The sequence below is a fragment of the Mycolicibacterium hodleri genome (genome assembly GCF_025822245.1).
Classification (GTDB): domain Bacteria; phylum Actinomycetota; class Actinomycetes; order Mycobacteriales; family Mycobacteriaceae; genus Mycobacterium; species Mycobacterium hodleri.
On record NZ_JACKTL010000043.1, the window covers coordinates 181,333 to 199,956 of the forward strand.

Sequence of the window (18,624 nt, forward strand, 5' to 3'; positions counted from 1 at the left end):
CGGCTCGACCTCCCCTGACCAACTGCGACACGGGCTGGCAACGCGATACGGGGCCCGTGGCGGCGACTGTTGGGTAGTTTCGTCTGGTGTCCGACCTGACGAACCGCCAGATCGTGTTGCGTCGCCGGCCCCAGGGTCTGGTCGACCCCGCTGACACCGAATTGGTGGTGACCCCGGCACCGCGACCCGCCGACGGCGAGGCGCTCGTCCGGGTGACCTACGTCGGCATCGACGCGGCCGCCCGGACCTGGCTCAACGACCAGCCCGGCTATCTGCCCCCGGTCCAACTCGGCGAGGTCGTCCGGGCCGCCGGAATCGGTGAGGTGGTGGAGTCGCGCTGCGAGGCCTACGCCGTGGGGGACGTGGTGACCACCCTGTGCGGGTTTCAGGAGTACGCCATCGTGCGCGACGACGTGTTCTGCACGCCGGTGACCGACGAGGTCGACCAGCTCGCGGTGATGTCGATCTACGGGCCGACGGGAGCCACCGCGTACTTCGGCATGAACGACATCGGGCGCCCGGCGCCGGGGGAGACGGTCGTGGTCTCGGCGGCCGCGGGCGCCACGGGTTCGGTGGCCGGCCAGATCGCCAAGATCGCCGGCGCGCGCGTCGTCGGCATCGCCGGTGGCCCGGACAAGTGCCGCGCGGTCGTCGAGGACTTCGGGTTCGACGACTGCGTCGACTACCGCGCGGGCAACGTGCCCGCCGCACTGAGGGAGAAGTGCCCGCGCGGGGTGAACGTCTACTTCGACAACGTCGGCGGGCCGATCCTCGACGCCGTCCTGGGACGCTTGGCGCCCAAGGCCAGGGTCGTGCTGTGCGGCGTCATCTCCAGCTATCTGACCGGTGAGCATCCCGGGCCGGCCAACTACGTGAACATCCTGGCCAAGACGGCGACCATGCAGGGGTTCAACGCGCTCGACGAATGGGGCCGGTTCGACGAGGCCTTCGCCGCGTTGCGGCGATGGGAGCAGCAAGGCCTGCTGGTGCACCGCGAGACCGTCTCCGACGGCATCGAGTCGTGCGTGGACGCCCTGAACGGTTTGTTCACCGGGGCGAACGTCGGCAAGATGCTCGTCAAGGTGGGTGAGCCCACTCGAGTCTGAGGTGGGCAGCCCACCCGGGCTCGAGGGCACGAGGGAGCCGGCCCGCATTCCCTTGCGCCGCATAGAATGCCGGTATGGCAGTCGGTTCCGGTCGAGACCTCGCCGTCCCCACCGGGCTGCTGCGCATCGAGGACTGTCTCGACGCCGACGGTGGGGTGAGACTGCCGCCCGGCGTCACGCTGTCGTCACTGATCGACCGCAACGTCACGTTCGTGCCCGACGAGGTGGCCTACCGCTACCTGGATTACACCCGCAGCGACGCGGGCCACGCGGTCGAGATGACCTGGGCCCAGCTGGGTGTGCGGATCCGCGCCATCGGCGCACAGGTGCAACGGCTGGTCTCCCGCGACGATCGGGTGGCGATCCTCGCACCGCAGGGCCTCGACTACGTCGCCGGGTTCTTCGCCGCCATCAAGGCGGGCACCATCGCGGTGCCGCTCTTCGCACCGGAGCTCCCCGGACACGCCGAACGTCTCGACACCGCGCTTCGCGACTCCCGGCCCGCCCTCGTCCTCGTCACCGAGGCGGTGCTCGACGCGGTGGAGGCCTTCCTCGACACGCTCCCTCCGGAGCTGCGCCCGCGGGTCGCGGTCCTCGATTGCATTCCCGACGACATGGCCGGCGAGTTCACCGCCGTCGAGGTGGGCGTCGACGACGTGTCGCACCTGCAGTACACCTCGGGTTCGACCCGGCCACCCGTCGGCGTGGAGGTCACCCACCGGGCCGTCGGCACCAACCTGATCCAGATGATCCTGTCGATCGACTTGCTCGATCGAAACACCCACGGCGTCAGCTGGTTACCGCTCTACCACGACATGGGATTGTCGATGATCGGCTTCCCCGCCGTCTACGGCGGGCACTCCACGCTGCTGTCGCCGACGGCGTTCGTCCGTCGGCCGCAGCGCTGGATCCGGGCCCTGTCCGACGGGTCGAGCCGGGGGCGGGTGGTGACGGCCGCACCCAACTTCGCCTACGAGTGGACGGCGCAGCGAGGGGTGCCCGACGCAGGTGAGGACGTGGACCTGCGCAACGTCGTGATGATCATCGGCTCCGAACCGGTGAGCATCGACGCGATCGACGCGTTCAACGCGGCCTTCGCCCCCTACGGCCTGCCTGCGACCGCCATCAAGCCCTCCTACGGTATCGCCGAGGCCACCCTGTTCGTCGCGACCACCGACCCTGCCGCGACGGCGTCGGTGGCGTACTTCGACCGCGGCCAGCTCGCCACGGGTCACGCGGTTCGGGTCGAGGCGGACGCCCCGGGCGCAGTGGCACACGTGTCGTCCGGTCAGGTCGCGCGCAGTCTGTGGGCCGCCGTCGTCGACCCCGCCTCCGGTGCCGAGTTACCCGACGGCCGGGTCGGAGAGATGTGGTTGCACGGCAACAACATCGGCCGCGGTTACTGGGGCCTTCCCGAGGAGACCCGGCGGACGTTCGGGGCGACGCTGGCGTCCCGGCTGGACACGGGGAGTCACGCCGCGGGGGTGCCGAGCGGGGCCAGCTGGCTGCGCACCGGTGACCTCGGGTTCCATCTCGACGGTGAGCTGTACGTCACCGGCCGGATCGCCGATCGGATCGTGGTCGACGGGCTAGACTTCTATCCGCAGGACGTCGAGGCGACCGTCGCCGACGCGTCGGCGACGGTGCGCCGCGGCTACGTGACGGCCTTCACGGTGCCGGGGGACGGCGGTGAGCGTCTCGTGGTCGTCGCCGAACGTGCGCCGCGTACCAACCGGGCCGATTCGACGGCGGCGGTCGAGGCGATCGGTTCCTTGGTCGCGCTTCGGCACGGGCTGGCGGTGCACGACGTCCGGATCCTGCCGGCCGGGGCCATCCCTCGTACCACCAGCGGCAAGCTGGCGCGGCGCGCCTGTCGGGCTCAGTACCTCGAGGGCTCCTGGGACTGACCGCTATCCGAGGCCGACGAAGGGGCTCAGGGCGTCCCGCGCGAACTGCACGACGTTGAGCCCCGGGTCACCGTCGGGATAGCTCACGGTGGCCAGCAGGTTGGCGCCGGCGTCGACGAAGTCACCGTCGGCACGGCCCTGGTGGGTCGTCGACGTCACCAGGATGATGCCCGACGTGCCTGCCTGTTTGGCCAACGGCACCGAGAACTGGGCGTTCTGGACGGTACTGTTGGCCTTGTCCTCGACGATGATTCGGTTGTCGGGAATCCCCAGCAGCAGCAGCATCTTTCGCATCTGGCCGGCCTCGGTGTTGCCGTTCTGCGGATTTCCCCCGGTGACGATCACGGGCGACTGCGGGAAGAACTGCGCGACGGCAAGGCCGGTCAGCACCCGCCGACGCAGAATCGTGCGCATGGTCCCGTTGGGGTTGAGGCCGTATCCGAGGATGACGACGGCCGGCTTCGAGAAGTCCTTCACCGCCGGTGCCGGCGGTGCCGCCCGCGAGGGTGGAGAGGTCACACCGGCGAGCACGACGGCAAGGGCAGCCGCGACGGCGGTGATCGCGCGCATCCCTCGACTCCGCATGGGTCCTCCGCGACTGGTGTGACGAATGGGCCCCATGTTACTGCCGTGAGTCAGGGCAGGCGGACCAATTTCATCTCGGCCAGGCGCTGCGGGAGGGTGTCGACCTGCGTGGCCAGCGTGGCCGGGTCCTCGTCCACTCCTTCGATCAGCGCCAGCAGGGCCTCACGGTCAAGGGTGCCGTCGAGCAGCGGCACCAGCAGGGCGTCCACCGGCGTCAGTTCGTGCGTTTCGTGCCACGCGTTGAACGTCCTCGCCGTACCGTCCGGTGCGCGCGTGATGGCAGCCATCCGTCGGGCAGCAGGGTCCAACCGCAGCCGCTCGGGGTCGACCGCGTCCGGCACGATCGGGTCGAGCCGAAAACTGGCCGCGCCCTGCATGATCAGCACGCCCATCAGATCGTCGAGGGTCCGGGCGAGTCGCTCACCGGGAGTCAGTCCCGCCGACACCAACCGCGCGTGCACCGCGTCGTACAGTTCCGCCCGGGACAGCGTCCAGGGCCACCGCGCGCTGAGGGCGTCCATGGCGGCCTTGACGCCGGGATCGTTGGTGAACAGCGTGGCATCCGACACCACGAACTCCTGCCGGACGTGGTCGATCGAGGTCGGCTCCGCGGCGGGCGGTACCCAGGCGGCCACGTGCAACCCCTGGATCCGCCCGCTGTCCGGCTGATGCCGAATGCGCGCCGCGGCGTCGGCATGCACCAGCAGCGATTCGCGGAACATGCGGTTGATCGCGAAGTCCAGGTACTGCTCGACGAGCACCTGGACGCCACCGCACTTGGCCTGAAGGTACTCGGCGACCGTTGGCCCGAAGTTGGTCGGGAACACCGTCTCCACGTGCGCCTCGGCAAGATACGAAAGCCCGTGTGCCCCAGCGTGACCCACCATCTCGTAGAAGTAGCAGGGCGCGTTGAAGGTGGCGAGTTCGTCATGCAGCAGGTAGGAGTCGGCGAAGCCGAGGGCGTGGTCCTTGGCCACGGCCACCACCGCGGCCAGCACGCTGTCGGCGGGGGCGGCCGCGGCCAGGAAGTCGACCATGTCGCGCGCGTCGCCGGCCTTCTGCTGCGGGGTGGAGCTCGCGCCGCTGGCGAGCATCATCGCGTCGCGCAGCGTCTCCTTGGCCTTCCAGCCCGGATAGGTGTTGTAGCTGACGTAGGCCACGCCGTCGGGTGCCAGCACGGCGCGGATCGTCGCCAGCAGGGCGTCGCGGATTTCCGGCGGTACCCAGCTGTAGAGCCCGTGGGCGATCACGAAGTCGAACTCTCCCAACGACGGGAGATCCAGCTGTGCCAGGTCGCCCGCGACGAGTTCGAGGTTGTCCAGGCCGAGCTCCCGGACGTGCGAACGTCCCTGGTCGATCTGTACCTGCGACAGGTCGACGCCGACGACGCGGGCGGCCGGATGGGCGGATGCGAAGGGAATGAGGTTCCCGCCGGCGGCGCAGCCGAGTTCCAGCACGCGGGCCCGCGAGACCTCCGGAGGCGACAGCCCGAACAGGTGCGCGGTGGCCGCCATCCGTCCCGGCGCGGACTGCGAGAATGAATTCGAGGTGTACGGCGTGTTGTCGTAGTCCAAACGCAAGGCGTCCATTGCGTCACTACTGGTATGGGTCGGGCCGCCCGGCTGAATCAACTTCCGTCCCTTGATCGTTCGCGTCGTCCATGGTGGTGCTCACCATTCGACCACAGCTGACGAACGCCACCGCCGACGGGCGCTCAGATCTGTCCGTGTCGCGGCGGCGGGGTGCCCGACAGCGCATGGCGGCCAACGTGCTGGATCTTCCATCGCACCGGATCGTGCAGGGTGTGGGTGCGGGCGTCGCGCCAGTAACGCGACAGGTTGCCGCTCGCTGACGCGCTGCGGGTGCCGCCGAGGTCGAACAGGGCCGCAGACGCGTCCAGTGACGCGCGCACCGCCGCGACCTTGGCGACGGCGACGGCGATCGAGGCCGCGGCGGTCGTCTCCGCGGTGGGATTGGCTCGGGCGGCGTCGACTTCGCGGGCCGCCTCGGCGAGCAACGCCCGGGCACCTCGCACGGTCACGACCAGTTCCCCGGCCAGCTGGATCACGGTGGGGTCCTCCGCGGCGTCGTCCACCCGGGCCTCGAAGTGGGGCCGGGCCTTGGCCGCTTGCCGAAGGCCTTCCTCCAACGCGCCGGTGGCGATGCCGACGTCGATCGCGGCGTGCAGCACCTGCGCCTGAGCGCCGTAGGTGGTCGGTTCGGAGAAGATGGGGGAGAAGGGCACGACGTGTTCGGCCGGTACCGCCACGTCGTCGAGGGTGACGGTGCCCGACGCGGTGGTGCGCTGGCCCATGCCGTCCCAGTCGTCGACGATCTGCAGACCGGGCGCGTCGCGGGGCACGAAGGCCAGGGCCTTGGGCGTACTCGACGTCGGTGCCTCACCGGGCCCGTCCACGACGGACGCCCGGACGATCACCCAGTCGGCGAACAGCGCGCCGGTGGAGTAGAACTTGCGACCGGCCAGCACGTAGTCCCCGGACTCGGTCTCGGTGAGCGTGGTGGCGTCGACGTCGATCGGATGCGGGCCGCGCTCGGACTGGGCGTTGGCGAGCAGGCCACCGCCGAGGACGACGTCGTAGAAGAACGCCTTCTGGGCCGCCGTGCCCTTGAGGCGGATGGCTTCGAGAAACGTGTAGTGCGAGTGTGGAATCTGCGCCAGTGACGGGTCGGCGTGGGCGATCGCCCGGAACACCTCGGTCACCACCTCGTAGGGTGCCTCCACGCCGCCGAACTCGGCAGGCACCGACAACGTCAGCAGCCCGGATTCCTTGAGCGTCTGCACCTGGGCGTGCGGCAGCGTTCGGTCGGCGTCGCGAGCACTGGCCTCGGCGGCGAACTCGTTCGACAGCCGGTGCGCGACCGCCACCGCGTCGGCGGCGGTGACGACGACCGCCGCCGCGGCAGCGGGTGCGCTCACCGCGCGGTGCCCAGGAAGGGAACCGAGGTGGGTGTCGCGTCGACCCGTCCGGCGTCGAACAGCCCACGTTCGCGCAGCACCGGCACCACTCCCTCGCCGAACCAGTAGAGCTCCTCCAGGTGCGGGTAGCCCGAGAAGATGAACTCGTCGATGCCGATCTCGGCGTATTCGGCAATGCGATCGGCGACGTCGGTGTGGCTGCCCACCAGTGCGGTGCCCGCTCCGCCGCGGACCAGGCCGACGCCGGCCCACAGGTTGGGCGCGATCTCCAGGCTGCGGGCGTCGTTCCAGGAACCGTTGGCGCGGTTGGCTTCGTGCAGGGCGAGCATGCGCTTCTGTCCCTCGGACTGGCTGCGGCTCAGCCCGGCTTGGGCGTTGCGTACCGTCTCCTCGTCGAGGGCGTCGACGAACTTGCCGGCCTGCGCCCACGCCTCGTCGGCGGTGTCCCGCGAGATCGTGTGCAGCCGAATGCCGAAGCGCACCGTGCGGCCCTCGTCGGCGGCCTCCTTGCGGATCCACTCGATCTTGTCGCGGACCGCTTCCGGCGGCTCTCCCCAGGTCAGGTAGACGTCGGCATGCTTGGCGGCCACCGGCCCCGCGGCCTTCGAGCTGCCACCGAAGTACAACGGTGGCACAGGATTTGGCGGTAGTGCCAGTGCCGCGTCCTCCACCTGGATGTGCTGGCCGTCCAGGGTCACGGTCTCGCCTGCCCACAGCCGTCGCACCACCTCGAGGAACTCGTCGCACCGCTCATAGCGTGCGTCCTTGTCGAGGTAGTCCCCGAACGACCGCTGCTCGTGGGCTTCACCGCCCACGACGACGTTGAGCAGCAGTCGGCCGGGGGCGTGCCTGGCGAACGTGGCCGCCATCTGCGCCGAGAGGGTGGGGCTGACGAGGCCGGGACGGAACGCGACCAGGAAGGCCAGCGAGGTGGTCTCCCGGGCTAGCAGGGCGGCGGTGATGAAGGCGTCCTCACACCACGCGCCGGTCGGGATGAGCGCGCCGGTGAACCCGAACGACTCGGCGGCCCGCACGATCGACCCGAGGTAGTCGATCGACGCGTCCCGGTCGCTGTGGGCCGATCCGGCGGGGGTGCCGTGGCCGCCGCCGACGATCAGTCGGCTGTCGCCATAGGTGGGCAGGAACCAGTGAAGCTTGACGGTCATGGCGACACTCCTAGCGGCTGGCCGTCGGCTGCGAGGCCGTCGACGACGATGATGAGGGCTGGGTGGACGGTCGTTCGATTATCGTCGACGACGGCCCGCCCACCCGGTACCGGGACCCACGATGCTCGTCGGGCAGGCGGTCGCCGCGACCAAACAGCTTGTTGCGCAACGTACCCGGGGCATACTCCGATTGGTAGGCGCCGCGGGCAGTCAACACCGGCACCACGTGGTCGACGAAGTCGGCGAAGGTTCCCGGCGTGATCGCGTAGGCGAGGTTGAAGCCGTCGACGTCGGTCTCGGCGACCCATTCCTGCAACACGTCGGCGACGCGTTCGCCCGACCCCACGATCAGCGGCCCGATGCCGCCGATCTTGCCCCAGTCGGCGATGTCGCGGACCGCCCACTCGCCGCCGTCCGGATCGGCCGACTGGAAGGCCTTCACCGCCGAGAGGATGGCGTTGGAGTCGACGTTGCCGATCGGCTCGTCGAGCCCGTAGCTCGCCAGGTTCACGCCCATCCAGCCGGACATGAACACCAGGGCGCCCTCGGGGTCGCCGTAGGAGAGGTACTCGGCGTGCTTGGCCCGAGCCTCCTCGTCGGTCTCGGCGGTGATGACGGTCGACAGGTTGAAGATCTTCGCCGCGTAGGGGTCTCGGCCCGCGAGCTCGAGTTCCCGGCGAATCGTCGTCACCGTCTCGCGGAGGATCGCCTTCGTCGGTGCCGCAGTGAAGATGGCCTCGGCGTTCTCGGCGGCGAACCGCACCCCGCGCGGCGAGGCGCCGGCCTGGAACAGGACGGGCGTCCGCTGCGGGGACGGCTCGGAGAGGTGGATGCCGGGCACGGTGAAGTGCGTTCCGGCATGGCCGATGTGGTGCACCTTGTCGGGATCGGTGAAAACGCCGCGCTCGCGATCGCGGATGACGGCGTCGTCCTCCCAGGACCCCTCCCACAGCTTGTAGAGGACTTCCAGGTACTCGTCGGCGTGGTCGTAGCGCGCATCGTGGGCGGGCTGGTCGAGCTGTCCCATGTTGCGGGCCGCCGAGGGCAGGTATCCGGTGACGACGTTCCAGCCGACCCGGCCCTTGGTGAGGTGGTCGAGCGTCGACACCCGCCGCGCGAACGGATATGGGTGCTCGAATCCCGTTCCGGTGGTGATGCCGAAGCCGAGGTGCTCGGTGACCAGGGCCATCGCCGACACCAGCAAGAGGGGGTCGTTGACCGGTACCTGGGCGGCCTGTCGGATGGCCGCTTCGTCGCTGGCGCCGTACACGTCGTAGGTACCGAGCACGTCGGCGATGAACAGCCCGTCGAACCGACCTCGCTCGAGGAGCCGAGCGAGGTCGGCCCAGTAGGACAGGTCCTTGTACTCCGAGGATCTGTCCTGCGGGTGCCTCCAGAGGCCGGGCGACTGATGGGCGACGCAGTTCATGTCGAACGCGTTGAAACGGATCGGTCGGGTCACTGGCACGAGTTTGGCGCGCAGAGCCGTCGACGTCACTGCTTTGCGTCAGGGCGATTCGAAGGGCGCGCCGGCGCTAGACGCAGAACGGGCCGAGGCAGATCCCGCCGTTCGGCTCCCAGCCGCCGTTCCAGCCGCCGGGGATGGGACCGTCCTGGTAGGGCGGCGGTGGCGGGGGTCCCCAGCCGACGGGACCGGGACCCCAGGCCGGCGGGGGCTGCGGACCCCACGGTGCGGGTGGGGGAGGCGGGCCCCACCGTGCGGGTATGGGCGCCCCGTTGAGGCCGGGGGCGGCGTTGGCCACCCCGCCACTGACTCCCAGGGCGGCGGCGGCGAGTCCGCCCGCCATCGCAATTCCGGCGACGATCTTCGTAGACTTCATCGATTTCAGTCCTTCCGGGTTCGGCGCCGAGCGGAATGTTCCACCCGGCAACACACCTGTCACGGTAGTTAGCCATGTTAAGCACCAGCTGTGGATGGCATCAGCATCGGTTAATTGCCGGCCGCGCCCAGGCCGCCCTTTGATTCAGGCCGATCCCTAATCTGTGCGGCCTTCGCAGTCCTCCGTAGGTTCACTGTTCTGCGGCGCTGGCGGCGTAGAACGCTGCGCACCGACGGGTTGCAGTCGTTGCCACGATCCAGCGTCGCCCCTCCCGCCGACGTGAAGTGAGCCAACATGATCGAGATCGAGAACCTGACCAAGCGGTTCGGGGATCGCACTGTCCTCGACGACATTTCGCTGTCCGTGGCCAGTGGCGAGATACTGGCGGTCGTCGGCCCCAGCGGTGCCGGCAAGACGACGCTGTCCCGCTGCGTGAGTTTCCTGGAACGACCAACCAGCGGCTCCGTGCGGGTCGACGGCAAGGACTTCACCAGACTCGAGGGTTCCGAGTTGCTCGCTGCACGCCGCAGCGTCGGCGTCATCTTCCAGACGGCCCCGCTGTTGCGCCGCCGGACGGTCGCCCAGAACATTGCGCTCCCGCTGGAGTACCTGGGAGCCACCGATGCCTCCGTCGAGAAGCGGGTAGCCCAATTGCTCGACCGGGTCGGCCTCGGCGATCGGCGCAACGATCGCCCGGCGCAGCTGTCCGGCGGCCAACGGCAACGGGTCGGGATCGCGCGTGCACTCGCCCTCGGCCCGTCGTATCTGCTGTCCGACGAGGCCACGTCGGGATTGGACCCCAACACCACGAAGTCAATCCTGGCCCTCCTCAGCCACCTTCGCGACGAGTTCGGCCTCTCGATCATCCTGATCACCCACGAGATGGAGGTCGTCCGCGAGGTCGCCGACTCGGTCGCCCGGATCGACGCCGGTCGCATCATCGAGAGCGGAGCGGTCGACGACGTCATTCTCGACCCCACCTCCTCGCTGGCGCGGGAACTGCTGCCGGACCGACCCAGTGTTCCGTTCCACGGCTCCGGGGAGATTTGGGAGGTCTCCTATGCCTCACGTGACGTGCCGTTGGATTGGCTCACCTCGATCCACGCGGTGCCCGGGATCTCCGAATCACGGGTCGACGTGCTCAGCGCAAGCGTGGAGGCCATCCGAGGGGTGGCCGTCGGACGTGCGCTTCTGGCCGTCTCGCCCTCTGCGCCAGCAGGATTCGCGCGCTACCTGCAAGACCGTGGACTGCACGTGACCGCGGCCAGCCCCAAGGCCGAGACCGCGGAGACGGCGGCATGATCCTCGCCGCGGGGGAGGACTTCAGCACTCCCTGGGCCAATGTGCCCGATCTGCTCCTGCCCGCCTACGGGCAGACCTGGTTGATGGTGGGCGTCACCATGGTTCTGGTGCTGCTGATCGGCACTCCCGTGGGGATCGCCTTGCACAACACGTCGGATTTCGGGCTCTTTCCCGACCCTCGAATCTTCAGGGTCCTCAACACGATCGTCAACGTCGGCCGTTCGTTGCCGTTCCTGATTCTGATGACGGCCATCATCCCCTTCACGCGTTTCGTCGTGGGCACCACGATCGGCATCGCCGCGGCGATCGTGCCCATGACGGTCGCGGGCGTGCCATTCTTCGCTCGCCTCGTCCAGAATGCCCTGCGGGACGTGCGATCCGACGTCACCGACATGGGTCAGGTCTCCGGTGGCACGCACGTGCAGCTGATTCGCACGGTCCAGTTGTCCGAGGCCTTGCCCGCGCTCGGCGGCGCGTTGACGGTGAATCTCATCGCCATGATCGAGTATTCGGCGATAGCCGGTTCGATCGGTGCCGGCGGGGTGGGAAACCTGGCGATTACCTACGGCTACAACCGTTTCGACCACAACATCATGATCGCCACCGTGATCACCCTGATCATCACCGTCCAGGCCGTCCAGTTCGCGGGCGACCGCCTCGTCAAGGCCCTGACGCGTTAACCCCTCCGCCACACCGACACCCACTACGAAGGAACACCCGTGACCGATCAGATCAGCTCGCCCGCCGACTCGGACATCGAGCTCAAGAAGAAGAGCCGCTGGCCATGGATCGCCGGTGCCGTGGTGCTCGTCGTCGCCGTCGTGGGCGGCATCGTCTACGCCACGTCCGCCAACGAGGACAAGCCGTTTGGCACCAATCTCAAGGTCGCGACGTGGAGCACCGACATCGCCGCCGAGAACCTGCTGAAGTTCATCACCGACGAGGTCGCGCCTGCGCACGGCATCACCATCGAGCCGACGAAGATCGACAACCTGATCGAGATCAACCGTGCCGTCGACGCCGGCACGGTGGCAGGCAACTTCTTCGAGCATCAACCGTTCCTCAACGACGCCGTCGCCGCCAACGGGTTTCACCTGACGCTCGCCGCGCCGACGTTCACCTGGGACCAGGCCTCCTATTCGGACAAGTACCGCAGCTGGGAGCAGGTACCCAACGGGGCCAAGATCGCCTTGCGCGACGATCCGGCCGGACAGGCCATCGCCCTGCTCGACCTGGCCCACGACAAGCAGATCACGTTGAAGCCGGGCAAGGACACGATCGAGGGCCTTCCGCAGCTGTCGGACGTCCAGACGAACCCGAAGAACTACCAGTTCGTCCAGGTGCCGATCGGGCAGCTCGCGCGCAGTCTCGCCGACGTCGACGTCATCGTGGTGCACATCTCCGACGTCTACGCCGCCGGCTTGCGGGAGAACCAGATCATCGCCCGTGAACCGGCGCCGAAGGGCAGCGAGGGCGGCCTGGTCGTCAGCGACAAGCACCTCGACGACCCGAACGTGCAGAAGTTGATCGCCACCTTCAAGGACCCGAAGATCGCCGAGTTCCTGAAGACCACCGACAACGAGTTGATCCGCAACACACTCGGCCCGATCTCGTGAGCGCTAAGAAGCCGCTGTACTACTCGGCGTTCGTGATGAACACCGCGTCGCACGTGCTGCACGGACTGTGGCGGGCCCCGGAGGCCCGGAATCACGAGTTCAATTCGTTGCGGCACTGGACCTCACTGGCCGCCGAGCTCGACGAGGCCGGTTACGACCTCATCTTCTTCGCGGACGTCTTCGGACTGCGGGCACCGTGGAATGGCAACTGGCGCAAGGCCGTCGAAGGTGGGATTCAAATCCCGGTCAACGACCCGTCGGTGCTGGCCTCGGCGTTGGCGGCGGTGACGGAGAACCTGGGCATCGTCTTCACCAGTTCGATCGTCCAGGACCACCCCTTCAACTTCGCCAGGCGGATGTCGTCGCTCGACCACTACACCGAGGGGCGCCTCGGCTGGAACATCGTGACGAGCTTCAACGCCAACGTGTTTCGCAGTTTCGGCCACGACGGCACGCTGAACCACGACGAGCGCTACCGGTGGGCCTACGAGTACGTCGACGTCGCCTACAAGCTGTGGGAAGGCTCCTGGGACGACGACGGGCTGGTGCAGGACAAGGCTGCCGGCATCCATGCCGACCCCTCGAAGATCCACCGGATCAACCACGTCGGAGATCGCTACTCGGTCGAGGGCCCGCACTTCGTGGCACCCTCGCCGCAGCGCACACCCGTGCTCTTTCAGGCGGGCTCATCGCCAGCAGGGCAGCTGTTCTCCGCCCGCAACGCAGAGGGCGTCTACATCAGCAGTCCGAGTCCGGCCGACGCCTTCAGGCTGACCACCGAGACGCGCGCGCTGGCTGCCCAGAACGGTCGCGATCCCGAGGACGTCACCTTCGCGCAGGGGTTGTCGTTCGTCATCGGCGACACCCACGCCGAGGCCGTTCGACGCAACGACGAGCTCAAGAGATACCTCGACCTGGAGGGCATCGCGCTGCACGCGCTGGGCGATGCCGGCATCGACGCGGGAAGCCTGCCGCTGGACACGCCGATCAGCCAACTGGGGGAATTCACCGGGGTGAAGAGCTTCATTCGCTGGGCGTCCGAGGTCTCCGGCAGCGACGAGCCGACCATTCGCCACATGGCGTGGGTCATGGAGGGCGCGAACCGAGTCGTCGGTACGCCGGAGGAGATCGCCGACCATCTGGAGGAGTGGCGAGAAGCGGGAGTGAACGGCGTCAACGTCTATCACGCCACTGTCCCTGGATCGTTTCGCGAGGTGGCGGACCGACTGTTCCCCACGCTGCGAGAACGCGGCCTGCTGTCCACGGACAAGTCGGGCACGTTGCGCCAGAAGCTATTTGGGCGAGGTGACCGCTTACCCGACAGTCATCCAGCTGCCGCATACCGCGGTGCCTTCGACGACGACCTGCTCAACGGCGTCGACGAGTCCGTCGCCGTCGGCTGACCTACCTGACGCTCAGCCCTGACTCTGCTGCAGCGCGATGCACTTGCCGACGTTGCCCGGCGTGCATGGGATGCCGTTCACGGAGCCGTAGCCGTTGAAGTTCTGGTCCACGGTGGCGCCGGGCGCGGATGCCTGCGGCGGAACGACGACGCCGGGAGCGCCGAAGCCGCCCGCTTGACCTTGCACGCACACCCCGTCGAACTTGGTGGGCACGGTGCCGTACGGGCAGTCCTTGGCAGCAGCCGGGGAGGCGGCGACCAGGGGCGCGGCAACGAACGCGGCGGCGCAGCCGAAAACCCAGATTCCGCGTCTGACGTTGATCATTTTGCTCCAAACGGTAAGCCCGACTCGGTGTAGCTTAGCCTGCCCCCCTCCCGCGTGGTGCCCGTGCGGCCAGGCTCGCCTAGGTGCGCGGCGGCCGTGGTCGGTCACCGCTGACCAGCTCGAGGCTCACCTACGATGTCGGGATGCCGGACCGCCCCTTCGCGCTCGTTCGTCGACCAGCGGAAACCCTGGCCGACGGCATCGTCACCTTCATCGAGCGTCGCCCCGTCGACCTGGAGCTCGCCAAGAGACAATGGGACGGCTACGTGGCCGCACTGGAGCGCAGCGGATGGCCGACCGTGGTGATCGACGGCGACGACGCCATGCCCGACTGCGTCTTCGTCGAGGACGTCGTCGTGATGTTCGGAGACCTCGCGGTGGTCACCAATCCGCGTCAGCCCACCCGCAACCCGGAGACGGCGGCGGTGCGCCAGACGCTCGACGGTCTTGGCCTCGAGTCGACGGCGATCACCGAGGGAACCCTCGACGGCGGTGACGTCCTCAAGGTGGGTTCCCAGGTGTACGTCGGGCTCAGCGGCACCACGACGGCCCCCGCCGTCGAGCAGTTGGCGCGGATCCTCGCACCGCACGGCTACACGGTGACCGCGGTGCCCCTGACCAAGGCGTTGCACCTCAAGAGCGCGGTCACCGCGCTCCCCGACGGCACGATCATCGGATATGCACCCGTCGTCGACGACCCCGGCGTGTTCCCGTCGTTCCTGGCGGTGCCGGAGGAACCTGGCGCGCACGTGGTGATCCTCGACGACGACCTGCTGCTGATGAGTTCCGCGGCACCCGAGACGGCCAGGCTGTTCGCCGCCCGTGGTTACCGGCTGGAACGGGTGGACGTCTCGGAGTACGAGAAGCTGGAGGGCTGCGTGACCTGCCTGAGCGTGCGGGTCCGCTGACCATGACGGTCGTCTGATGTTCCTCCTGGTCCTCGGCGGGGTTCTGGCGGCGATGCACTTCTTCGTCTGGACGCGGTTGGTCAAGGACACCACCCGTCCCGGCCGCGCCCGCTGGATTCTGTCGGGAATCGTCGTCGCTCTGGCCGTCGTGCTGATTGCGACGCTGGCCCTGCGGGGTGTCGTTCCCCCCGAGATCGCCTGGCCGGGCTACCTCTGGTTCGCCCTCGTCGCGTACCTGTTCCTGGTGTTGCTCGTGCTGGAGCCGGTGCGGTGGGTCCTGCGACGACGGATCCGGCGGCGACCGGCCCCGGAGGTGCCGCCACGGGCCGAGCCGGACGCGGTGAACCGGCGGCTCTTTCTGGCCCGGGCCAGTGCCGTGGCGGCGGGTGCCGTCTCGGTCGGAGTGGTCGGAGTTGGCGCCGCGACGGCGCTGGGTCCGCCGAACGTCCTGCACGTCCCGGTGCGGCTGCGCCGGCTCGACCCGGCGCTGAGCGGCTTCCGGATCGCCGTGGTGTCCGACATCCACCTGGGTCCGCTGGCGGGCCGCGCCCACACCGAGCGCATCGTCAGGATGATCAACGAGACGTCGCCGGACCTGGTGGCGATCGTCGGCGACCTGGTGGACGGCACGGTGGCGGAGCTAGGTCCGGCCGCGGAACCGTTGCGCGACTTGCATTCTCGCGAGGGCGCGTTCTTCGTCACCGGGAACCACGAGTACTTCGTCGACGATCCGGCGTCATGGCTGCGGGAGCTCGAGAGGCTTGGCGTGCAGCCGCTGCGCAACGAGAACACGGTGATCCGGCGTGGCGGTGCGGCGTTCGACCTGGCCGGCGTCAACGACGTCGCGGGCGCGTCGCGCGCGGACCCGCCGGACTTCGACAAGGCGCTGAGCGGCCGAAACCCGGCCCGGCCGACGGTGCTGCTGGCCCATCAGCCGGTGCAGGTGAGCGCAGCCGCCAAGCGCGGTGTCGACCTGCAGCTGTCCGGGCACACCCACGGTGGCCAGATGTGGCCGTTCCACTACGCCGTCCGCGCGGTGCAGCCGTCGCTGGCCGGGTTGTCCGCCGTCGGCGACACCCAGCTGTACGTGTCCCGGGGAGCCGGGTTCTGGGGCCCGCCGGTGCGCGTCGGCGCGCCACCGGACATCAGCGTGATCTCGCTGGAGCAACTGGGCTGACGCCACGAGCGGCTAAGGCAGAATCGGAGGCGTGACGACACCGCCGCAGGGTCCCCGTCGACCGGGTGAGCGCGGTGAACCCGCTCGCCGGGACGCACCGCCGCGGCGGACTCCCGGCCCCCCGCGACCCGAACCGCCGACGCAACGGTTCCGGCCGCCGCAACGCCCCACCGATGCGGCGCCCACCGAGCGGCTTCGCCCGCCGCCCCCGAGGCCACCCGTCGACGCCGTGCCGACCGAGCGGATCCGCGTTCCGCAGCGGCCCCTCGAGCCGCCGCCGGTCGGCGCCCAGGACACCCCACCACCTGCGCCGAAGAAGCCCCGCCGCTCCTGGCTGCGCGATCCGTTGTCGCTGACACTGCTGGCAATCATCGTGGTGGCCGTCCTGGTCGGAGGGCTGGCCGGGGGAGAGTTGTACGCCCGGCACCGTGTGGACGCCATCCTGGTCGAGGTGGCCCAGTGCGTGGTCAGGGATGGTGCCAGTGTGTCGTTCGGCGTCAACCCGCCGTTCCTGTGGCAGCACGTCACCGGGCACTACACCAACATCTCGGTGGTCACCGACGGCGACAACGTGCAGGACGCCAAGGGCATGAAGGCCGAGGTGTCGGTGTCGGACGTGCGGTTGCAGGGCTCGTCGGATTCGAAGGGGACCATCGGCTCCTTGCACGCGACGTTGACGTGGACGGCCTCGGGCATCAAGGACACGGTCGCCGCCAACCTCCCGGGTGTGGGAAGCCTGGTCACGGGTGTGAGGACGGACCCGGCGGCGGGCACCCTCATCCTGGAGGCGGGCAACGTCGAGGTGATGGCCAAACCCGTGGTGAACGACGGGGACCTTGCCCTGCAGGTGGTCGACGTCTCGGGCCCGCTCGCCAAGGACACCGTCCAGACCGCGCTCGACGGGCTGACCGCGAAGCTGAATGCCCAGTACCCGCTCGGCATCCACGCCGACGGCGTCGAGGTCACGCCGACGGGGGTGGTGGGCACGTTCTCGACGCAGAACGCGTCGATTCCCCAGGACGACGCGGACCCGTGCTTCGCTCGGCTGTGACGGCAGCATCAGTCCCGTTGGCGTGATCCCGGATCGGTACGGGAACGACGTACGGCTACGCGTGCGATATATTGCGTTTCGCACAGTGCGACGAGCCAAGGGAAGCAGGCAGAATGTCCATCGAGGACTTCGAGAGGTATCCGCTCACGTTCGGGCCCAGCCCGATCCACCCGCTCGACCGGCTGACCGCCCACCTCGGCGGTGCACGAATCTGGGCCAAGAGGGAGGACTGCAACTCCGGTTTGGCGTACGGCGGCAACAAGACCCGCAAGCTCGAGTACATCGTTCCGGACGTTCTCGCCTCTGGCGCCGACACGTTGGTGTCCATCGGCGGCCATCAGAGCAACCACACCCGCCAGGTCGCCGCCGTCGCCGCCAGGCTCGGCCTCAAAGCCGTTCTGGTGCAAGAGAAGTGGGTCGACTGGCCGGACGCGTGGGGCGACACGCGGTTGGACGAGACGGTGGGCAACATCCTGTTGTCCCGCATCATGGGAGCCGACGTCCGGCTCGACCCGTCCGGATTCGACATCGGCATCCGCTCGTCCTGGGAGGACGCGCTGCGCGAGGTCGCCGAGGCCGGCGGCACGCCGTACCCGATCCCGGCCGGCGCATCCGAGCATCCGCTCGGCGGACTCGGCTTCGCCAACTGGGCCTACGAGGTTCAGCGTCAGGAAGCCGAGCTGGGCGTCTTCTTCGACACGATCGTGGTCTGCACGGTGACGGGCTCCACCCACGCCGGGATGATCGCCGGGTTCGCCGGTCAGGATCGCCCGCGCACCGTCCTTGGCGTCGACGCCTCCGCGACCCTGGAGAAGACGCGCGCGCAGGTCGCCCGCATCGCCCGCCACACCGCGGAACTGATCGGTCTAGGGCGCGATCTGCGCGACGACGAGATCACCGTCCTCGAGGGCTGGGCCGGTGATCTCTACGGCATTCCGGTGCAGTCGACGCTGGATGCCATCACACTCTGCGGCAGTCTCGAGGGCATGATCGTCGACCCCGTCTACGAGGGGAAGTCGATGGCGGGCCTGGTCGACATGGTGCGCGACGGCAGGATTCCACGGGAGTCCAACGTGCTCTACGCCCACCTGGGCGGGCAGCCGGCGCTCAACGCCTACGCCGGCTCGTTCGGATAGCGGGTACGGGAGTTCGCCGGCGGCTGCACGCCGTGGGCGAGGCCGTTGGCTGCGTGCACGCCGGCCAGCGCGTCGGCCAGCAATCGGAACGTGCGGGTGCGGCGGATCCTCTGGGAGCGAGACGTTCTCTTGTAGAGCATGTTTTCACGATCGTCGCCCAATCG

General features: G+C 68.8%; 18 protein-coding genes. 10 read left to right on the top strand and 8 right to left on the bottom strand.

The features are described from left to right. Positions 1-86 precede the first annotated feature (86 nt). Entirely contained in the window at positions 87-1,106 is a 1,020-nt protein-coding gene (locus H7J06_RS19230; RefSeq protein ID WP_264040625.1) for an NADP-dependent oxidoreductase, read from the top strand. A gap of 74 nt (positions 1,107-1,180) precedes the next feature. After that, entirely contained in the window at positions 1,181-3,013 is a 1,833-nt protein-coding gene (locus H7J06_RS19235; protein WP_264040626.1) for a fatty acyl-AMP ligase, read from the top strand. Between the two features lie 3 nt (positions 3,014-3,016). Here the strand turns inward: H7J06_RS19235 and H7J06_RS19240 are convergent, their stop codons facing one another. The 6 genes from H7J06_RS19240 to H7J06_RS19265 all read right to left on the bottom strand — a co-directional run bounded on the left by H7J06_RS19240 (position 3,017) and on the right by H7J06_RS19265 (position 9,543). Further along, entirely contained in the window at positions 3,017-3,598 is a 582-nt protein-coding gene (locus H7J06_RS19240) for a YdcF family protein (protein ID WP_264040627.1), read from the bottom strand. Between the two features lie 50 nt (positions 3,599-3,648). Then, positions 3,649-5,187, bottom strand: a complete 1,539-nt coding sequence (locus H7J06_RS19245; RefSeq protein ID WP_264040628.1) for a methyltransferase regulatory domain-containing protein — start codon at positions 5,185-5,187, stop codon at positions 3,649-3,651. A 125-nt stretch (positions 5,188-5,312) separates the two neighbouring features. Further along, the gene (locus H7J06_RS19250; RefSeq protein ID WP_264040629.1) at positions 5,313-6,536 is read right to left on the bottom strand and encodes an SfnB family sulfur acquisition oxidoreductase; all 1,224 of its coding nucleotides are present in this window, start codon (positions 6,534-6,536) and stop codon (positions 5,313-5,315) included. Then, positions 6,533-7,702, bottom strand: a complete 1,170-nt coding sequence (locus tag H7J06_RS19255) for an LLM class flavin-dependent oxidoreductase (protein WP_264040631.1) — start codon at positions 7,700-7,702, stop codon at positions 6,533-6,535. Before H7J06_RS19255 ends, H7J06_RS19250 begins: the two co-directional genes overlap by 4 nt. A 10-nt stretch (positions 7,703-7,712) precedes the next feature. Then, positions 7,713-9,164, bottom strand: coding sequence for an LLM class flavin-dependent oxidoreductase (locus tag H7J06_RS19260; RefSeq protein ID WP_264040632.1), 1,452 nt, complete (start codon positions 9,162-9,164; stop codon positions 7,713-7,715). A gap of 73 nt (positions 9,165-9,237) precedes the next feature. After that, complete coding sequence (locus H7J06_RS19265) at positions 9,238-9,543, bottom strand: hypothetical protein (RefSeq protein ID WP_264040633.1); 306 nt, start codon at positions 9,541-9,543, stop codon at positions 9,238-9,240. A 294-nt stretch (positions 9,544-9,837) separates the two neighbouring features. On the opposite strand from H7J06_RS19265, the gene H7J06_RS19270 reads away from it, so the two are divergent. The 4 genes from H7J06_RS19270 to H7J06_RS19285 are packed head-to-tail and all read left to right on the top strand — an operon-like array spanning position 9,838 to position 13,864. Further along, positions 9,838-10,845: a methionine ABC transporter ATP-binding protein gene (locus H7J06_RS19270; protein ID WP_264040634.1), complete on the top strand. Its 1,008-nt coding sequence runs from the start codon at positions 9,838-9,840 to the stop codon at positions 10,843-10,845. Continuing rightward, entirely contained in the window at positions 10,842-11,525 is a 684-nt protein-coding gene (locus H7J06_RS19275) for a methionine ABC transporter permease (protein ID WP_264040635.1), read from the top strand. The genes H7J06_RS19270 and H7J06_RS19275 overlap by 4 nt, the downstream gene beginning before the upstream one ends. A gap of 39 nt (positions 11,526-11,564) precedes the next feature. Continuing rightward, positions 11,565-12,461, top strand: coding sequence for a MetQ/NlpA family ABC transporter substrate-binding protein (locus H7J06_RS19280; protein WP_264040636.1), 897 nt, complete (start codon positions 11,565-11,567; stop codon positions 12,459-12,461). 35 nt (positions 12,462-12,496) lie between these two features. Then, the gene (locus H7J06_RS19285; protein WP_264040864.1) at positions 12,497-13,864 is read left to right on the top strand and encodes an LLM class flavin-dependent oxidoreductase; all 1,368 of its coding nucleotides are present in this window, start codon (positions 12,497-12,499) and stop codon (positions 13,862-13,864) included. A 12-nt stretch (positions 13,865-13,876) separates the two neighbouring features. Here H7J06_RS19285 and H7J06_RS19290 read toward each other — a convergent pair whose 3' ends face one another. Next, positions 13,877-14,188 (bottom strand): hypothetical protein, encoded by a 312-nt coding sequence (locus H7J06_RS19290; protein WP_264040638.1) that lies wholly within the window; start codon positions 14,186-14,188, stop codon positions 13,877-13,879. 143 nt (positions 14,189-14,331) lie between these two features. Here H7J06_RS19290 and ddaH point away from each other — a divergent pair, with 143 nt between their 5' ends. The 4 genes from ddaH (at position 14,332) to H7J06_RS19310 (ending at position 18,460) form a co-directional block, all read left to right on the top strand. Continuing rightward, a complete protein-coding gene (gene ddaH / locus H7J06_RS19295; RefSeq protein WP_264040639.1) occupies positions 14,332-15,096 on the top strand; it encodes a dimethylargininase in 765 nt (254 codons plus the stop codon). A 16-nt stretch (positions 15,097-15,112) separates the two neighbouring features. Then, positions 15,113-16,273 (top strand): metallophosphoesterase, encoded by a 1,161-nt coding sequence (locus H7J06_RS19300; protein WP_264040640.1) that lies wholly within the window; start codon positions 15,113-15,115, stop codon positions 16,271-16,273. Between the two features lie 31 nt (positions 16,274-16,304). After that, positions 16,305-17,324: an LmeA family phospholipid-binding protein gene (locus H7J06_RS19305; RefSeq protein WP_264040641.1), complete on the top strand. Its 1,020-nt coding sequence runs from the start codon at positions 16,305-16,307 to the stop codon at positions 17,322-17,324. A 113-nt stretch (positions 17,325-17,437) separates the two neighbouring features. Continuing rightward, a complete protein-coding gene (locus H7J06_RS19310; RefSeq protein WP_264040642.1) occupies positions 17,438-18,460 on the top strand; it encodes a 1-aminocyclopropane-1-carboxylate deaminase in 1,023 nt (340 codons plus the stop codon). Here the strand turns inward: H7J06_RS19310 and H7J06_RS19315 are convergent. Then, a complete protein-coding gene (locus tag H7J06_RS19315; RefSeq protein ID WP_264040643.1) occupies positions 18,439-18,600 on the bottom strand; it encodes a hypothetical protein in 162 nt (53 codons plus the stop codon). The genes H7J06_RS19310 and H7J06_RS19315 overlap by 22 nt on opposite strands. Between the last annotated feature and the right edge of the window lie 24 nt (positions 18,601-18,624).

Coding starts and splice junctions, on each gene's coding strand:
- H7J06_RS19235 (WP_264040626.1), top strand. CDS start 1,181: ATGGCAGTCGGTTCCGGTCGAGACCTCGCCGTCCCCACCGGGCTGCTG.
- H7J06_RS19240 (WP_264040627.1), bottom strand. CDS start 3,598: ATGCGGAGTCGAGGGATGCGCGCGATCACCGCCGTCGCGGCTGCCCTT.
- H7J06_RS19245 (WP_264040628.1), bottom strand. CDS start 5,187: ATGGACGCCTTGCGTTTGGACTACGACAACACGCCGTACACCTCGAAT.
- H7J06_RS19255 (WP_264040631.1), bottom strand. CDS start 7,702: ATGACCGTCAAGCTTCACTGGTTCCTGCCCACCTATGGCGACAGCCGA.
- H7J06_RS19265 (WP_264040633.1), bottom strand. CDS start 9,543: ATGAAGTCTACGAAGATCGTCGCCGGAATTGCGATGGCGGGCGGACTC.
- H7J06_RS19270 (WP_264040634.1), top strand. CDS start 9,838: ATGATCGAGATCGAGAACCTGACCAAGCGGTTCGGGGATCGCACTGTC.
- H7J06_RS19275 (WP_264040635.1), top strand. CDS start 10,842: ATGATCCTCGCCGCGGGGGAGGACTTCAGCACTCCCTGGGCCAATGTG.
- H7J06_RS19285 (WP_264040864.1), top strand. CDS start 12,497: ATGAACACCGCGTCGCACGTGCTGCACGGACTGTGGCGGGCCCCGGAG.
- H7J06_RS19290 (WP_264040638.1), bottom strand. CDS start 14,188: ATGATCAACGTCAGACGCGGAATCTGGGTTTTCGGCTGCGCCGCCGCG.
- ddaH (WP_264040639.1), top strand. CDS start 14,332: ATGCCGGACCGCCCCTTCGCGCTCGTTCGTCGACCAGCGGAAACCCTG.
- H7J06_RS19300 (WP_264040640.1), top strand. CDS start 15,113: ATGTTCCTCCTGGTCCTCGGCGGGGTTCTGGCGGCGATGCACTTCTTC.
- H7J06_RS19310 (WP_264040642.1), top strand. CDS start 17,438: ATGTCCATCGAGGACTTCGAGAGGTATCCGCTCACGTTCGGGCCCAGC.
- H7J06_RS19315 (WP_264040643.1), bottom strand. CDS start 18,600: ATGCTCTACAAGAGAACGTCTCGCTCCCAGAGGATCCGCCGCACCCGC.